Source organism: Streptococcus sp. 2022WUSS135, from assembly GCF_044427045.1.
Taxonomy (GTDB): Bacteria; Bacillota; Bacilli; order Lactobacillales; family Streptococcaceae; genus Streptococcus; species Streptococcus hashimotonensis.
In genome coordinates, this window is record NZ_JAOTGL010000053.1 from 1 (window position 1) to 4640 (window position 4640).

Genomic DNA, 4640 nt, shown 5'->3' on the forward strand with positions numbered 1-4640 from the left:
AAGCAATATTTAATTCCAAACTTAACTGATTTGTGTTATACTGTTTATACATTTTCATGCCTTTCTAGTTGTTTTGTCGTTATTATAATTATAAAGCATGAAATGGAAAACGAGCAACTCCTAATTGGAATTGCTCGTTTTTTATATGTGAGAAGCTAGTTTTTGCCCAGCCTCTTATTTTAGTTTTTAAATGCGCCTTGTTTGTAGCTAATCCAGAAAAAGACAGGGATAAAAATAAGCATTAATCCAGAATAGATTGGCAATGTGTGACTGTTTAGGGGGTGAATTTCAATCAGATCATGTAGGAAATGGGAGCTGATGAAGAAACCGAAAACGGAATAAATAATAAGAGCCAGTCGAGCTTTTGTCAGTGGCAAACAGGCACGAATGACAGCCAGTAGACCTGTTGAACCAAGAACATAATAAGAGAGTGTTTGCATGTCATGCAAGTTTAAGTATCCAAAGACTTGCATTAAATGGAAAATAAGGACACTGAGAACAACCATAAGAGCATTTGGTAGGGCTAAGAGAAGAGATTTTCTGAGAAAATGTTTTTCTACGGGGCGGATATTTCGTTCAAAAGTTAGGATAAAAGGAGGAAAACCTTCAACAAATTGACCAATGAGGGTCATTTGTATCTGAATAAATGGGAAAACTAACAAATATTCTGCTTTACCTAGGGCGATACTAGCGATACAGATAAGGCCAAGTAAGAAAGAGTAGATTGTTTTGATAAGAAAGATGGGAGCAATGTGGGAGATGTTATTAACAACGCGTCGTCCCTCAAAGAGAATCTCAGGAATATCTCGAAATTCAGAATCTAGGAGGACTAGATTAGCGATTTGTCTGGTAGCGGGATCGCCTTCTGCCATAACAATGGAACAATCAGCTTCGCGTAGTGCAAGAATATCATTGACCCCATCACCGGTCATTGCAGTAGTATGTCCCTGTGCTTTGAGGGTTTGGATGAGTAATTTTTTCTGATGTGGGGATACGCGACCGAAAATGGCGGTTGTTTCAGCTCTGGCAATTAGTTCTTCGTCGTCAACTTTGGAACAATCGATATAGCTATCGTAGTCAGCAAATCCAGCTTCCTTAGCAATGTGTGAGACCGTCACAGGATTGTCACCAGAGATTATTTTTAGTATCACTTCTTGCGAGCGAAGATAGGCTAGTGTTTCTGCGGCATCTTCTCGGATTGGGTCGGCAATTTCTAATAGAGCTAGAGGTTCAATATTCTCAGGTAGCTGATTTTGAGAAGAAGGAAGGGACTGTTGGCTAAGCGCAAGAATCAGGACACGGGAACCACGAGCCTGTGCCTCAGAAACAGAAGGAGGATTTTGTGTTAGTAACATTTCTGGTGCCCCTAGAAAAATGCGACCAATGTTTTCTATTGTCATTGCTCCCCATTTTCTATCACTAGAAAATGGAATGATGTGACTAGCTTTATAGTGGTGCTCTAAATCACCATATTCTTTTCGAATGGCCTGAGCTGTTGAATTAGTATCCTCACTTGTCTGGATATAAGTAGCGAGTAACTGTTGAATAGTGCCAAGTGAATAATGGTCGGTTAAGGGGAGCAGGTTTTCGACGGTCATTTTCCCCTGAGTAATCGTTCCGGTCTTATCCAAACAAAGAACATCAACTCGGGCAAGTGTTTCGACGGAATACATTTCTTGTACGAGGACATTTTTCATTCCCAGTTTGATAACGGCAGTTAAGAGAGAAGTGATGGTTAGCAGAGCAATTCCCTTTGGTAACATACCTAGTAGGGCAGTAGAGCTGGTAATAACTGAGTCTTTTAAGGGAAGAAGTTTGATGAAAAAGGCTTCTAGAAAAAGAGCCAGTCCGAATGGAATGATAATTTTTCCTGTAAATTTAGCAATTTTATCCATATTGTAAAGAATACGAGAGACGATAGGTTTGTGAGTTTTCGCCTCAAGCATGAGCTTATTGGCATAGTTTTCTGCGCCAACATGGATGACTTTTGCATAAATCTGTCCGCTAACTAGATAGCTACCAGACAATAATTCAGCCCCAGTATTTTTCACAATCAAGTCGCTTTCACCAGTTAACATGGCCTCGTTTGCCTCGGCTATACCTTCTAAAACAATAGCATCACTAGGAACTTGTTCGCCAGCAGACAGCAAGAGAACATCATCTAAGACAATATCTTCTGGTGCAATAGAGATTGTCTCGCCGTCACGAACAACTCGGATAAAATCCTTGTTCATCAGGTTGAGTTTGTCAATCATTCGTCGTGCCCGCCATTCTGTCAGCATTCCTGAAACAGCGTTGAGGACAATAACTCCGAAGAAGAAAAGGTTGGACCATGCCTGAACAGCTAGTAAGGCTAAGAAAATGGCAAAATTGAGTGCGTTAAAAGATGTAAACACATTTCGTCTGAAGATTTCCCAATTACTGGCACTGGTCTTTGTCTTAAAATGATTGGTTTGCTGGTTTTGAATACGTTCTTGTACTTCCTTGGTTGATAAACCTTTTATTTTTTTGTTCATTATTTTATCTTTCTTTTTCTAGTATATAGAATACATCTCATACTTATTGTAACATATTTATAATACAACAGTATAGGTCTGTAGACCTATTCTTCAATAGTTTGAAAAATTCCCTTATTTCCGATATAATAAGAGAGTTGTCTAGTAAAGAATAAGGATGAATCCAATGTAAATCGAATAAGATAAGAGCTCAGCTCTGCTATGAATCAAAATACAAAAAAATGAAAAGGAAACATTATGTCACTACAAGAAGAAATCAAGAAACGCCGCACCTTTGCGATTATCTCTCACCCGGACGCGGGTAAGACCACCATTACCGAGCAGTTGCTCTACTTTGGGGGTGAGATTCGTGAAGCAGGTACGGTCAAGGGGAAAAAGACTGGTAATTTTGCCAAGTCTGACTGGATGGATATTGAGAAACAACGTGGTATCTCTGTTACCTCATCTGTTATGCAGTTTGACTACGCAGACAAGCGTGTCAATATCTTGGATACACCAGGGCACGAGGACTTCTCTGAGGATACCTATCGTACCTTGATGGCGGTGGATGCGGCTGTCATGGTGGTGGACTCTGCCAAAGGTATCGAGGCCCAGACCAAAAAGCTCTTTGAGGTTGTGAAGCACCGCAACATTCCTGTTTTCACTTTTATCAACAAGTTGGACCGTGATGGCCGTGAGCCGCTTGATTTGCTACAAGAGTTGGAAGAAGTCTTGGGCATTGCCAGCTATCCAATGAACTGGCCAATCGGTATGGGGAAATCTTTCGAGGGACTCTATGATCTCCATAACAAACGCTTGGAACTCTACCGAGGTGATGAGCGATTTGCAAGCTTGGACGAGGGTGACAAGCTCTTTGGGTCTAACCCATTCTATGCCCAAGTTCTGGATGATATTGAACTTTTGGCGGAAGCTGGGAATGAATTTTCAGAACAGGCAATTTTGGACGGCGATTTGACACCTGTTTTCTTCGGCTCAGCCCTGACAAACTTTGGTGTACAGACTTTCCTGGATACCTTCTTGGAATTTGCTCCAGAGCCACATGGTCACAAGACAACGACAGGGGATGTCATTGACCCGCTCAACAAAGATTTTTCAGGTTTTGTTTTCAAAATCCAAGCCAACATGGACCCTCGTCACCGTGACCGCATCGCCTTTGTCCGTGTGGTTTCAGGCGAATTTGAACGTGGTATGGCGGTCAACCTGCCTCGTACAGGCAAGGGAGCTAAGTTGTCCAACGTGACCCAGTTCATGGCAGAATCTCGTGAGAATGTGGAAAATGCAGTAGCGGGTGACATTATCGGGGTTTACGATACAGGGACCTATCAGGTAGGAGATACCTTGACCGTAGGTAAGAACAAGTTTGAATTTGAGCCGCTACCGACCTTTACCCCTGAAATTTTCATGAAAGTTTCTGCTAAAAACGTTATGAAACAAAAATCCTTCCACAAGGGAATCGAGCAACTGGTGCAAGAAGGGGCTATCCAGCTCTACAAGAACTACCAGACTGGCGAGTATATGCTGGGTGCCGTTGGTCAGCTCCAGTTTGAAGTTTTCAAACACCGCATGGAAGGCGAGTACAATGCCGAAGTAGTCATGACTCCAATGGGTAAAAAGACAGTCCGCTGGATCAAGCCAGAAGACCTGGATGAACGCATGTCATCAAGCCGCAACATCCTAGCCAAAGACCGCTTTGACCAACCCGTCTTCCTCTTTGAAAATGACTTTGCCCTCCGCTGGTTCGCGGACAAGTATCCTGACGTGGAGTTGGAAGAGAAGATGTAACAACAGTCTGGGAGATGTTTGCTATCGGGAAATAGGAACTGACGGTAGTCAATTTACCTTGATAAAGATAACTATAAAAGGATATGATAGAATACATGAAGCTGAGACTGGGCAAAAACTAGCCAGTAAATAAAAAACACAGATAGATTCAAGCTGATTCTGATGAAATTCAGCCGAACTGTCTGTGTTTTTCCTTTTGTTTCTATTATCATGGGCTAATTTCTTAGCCAATTTCGTGAGATTCATGCTCATTAGGAGGAATCCTATCTCAGTTTCAACCACCTTTTGACCTCTGACATGGACTCTGCGCACGCCAAAAACACCCTTCATCCTACCAAATAC

The 4640-nt window shown here is 42.0% G+C and carries 2 protein-coding genes; one reads left to right on the plus strand and one right to left on the minus strand.

The features are described from left to right. Nucleotides 1-179: 179 nt before the first annotated feature. Nucleotides 180-2516 (minus strand): cation-translocating P-type ATPase, encoded by a 2337-nt coding sequence (locus ODU45_RS09815; RefSeq protein ID WP_398581226.1) that lies wholly within the window; start codon nt 2514-2516, stop codon nt 180-182. A gap of 237 nt (nt 2517-2753) precedes the next feature. Here ODU45_RS09815 and ODU45_RS09820 point away from each other — a divergent pair, with 237 nt between their 5' ends. Then, the gene (locus tag ODU45_RS09820; protein WP_398581227.1) at nt 2754-4298 is read left to right on the plus strand and encodes a peptide chain release factor 3; all 1545 of its coding nucleotides are present in this window, start codon (nt 2754-2756) and stop codon (nt 4296-4298) included. Nucleotides 4299-4640 lie beyond the last annotated feature (342 nt).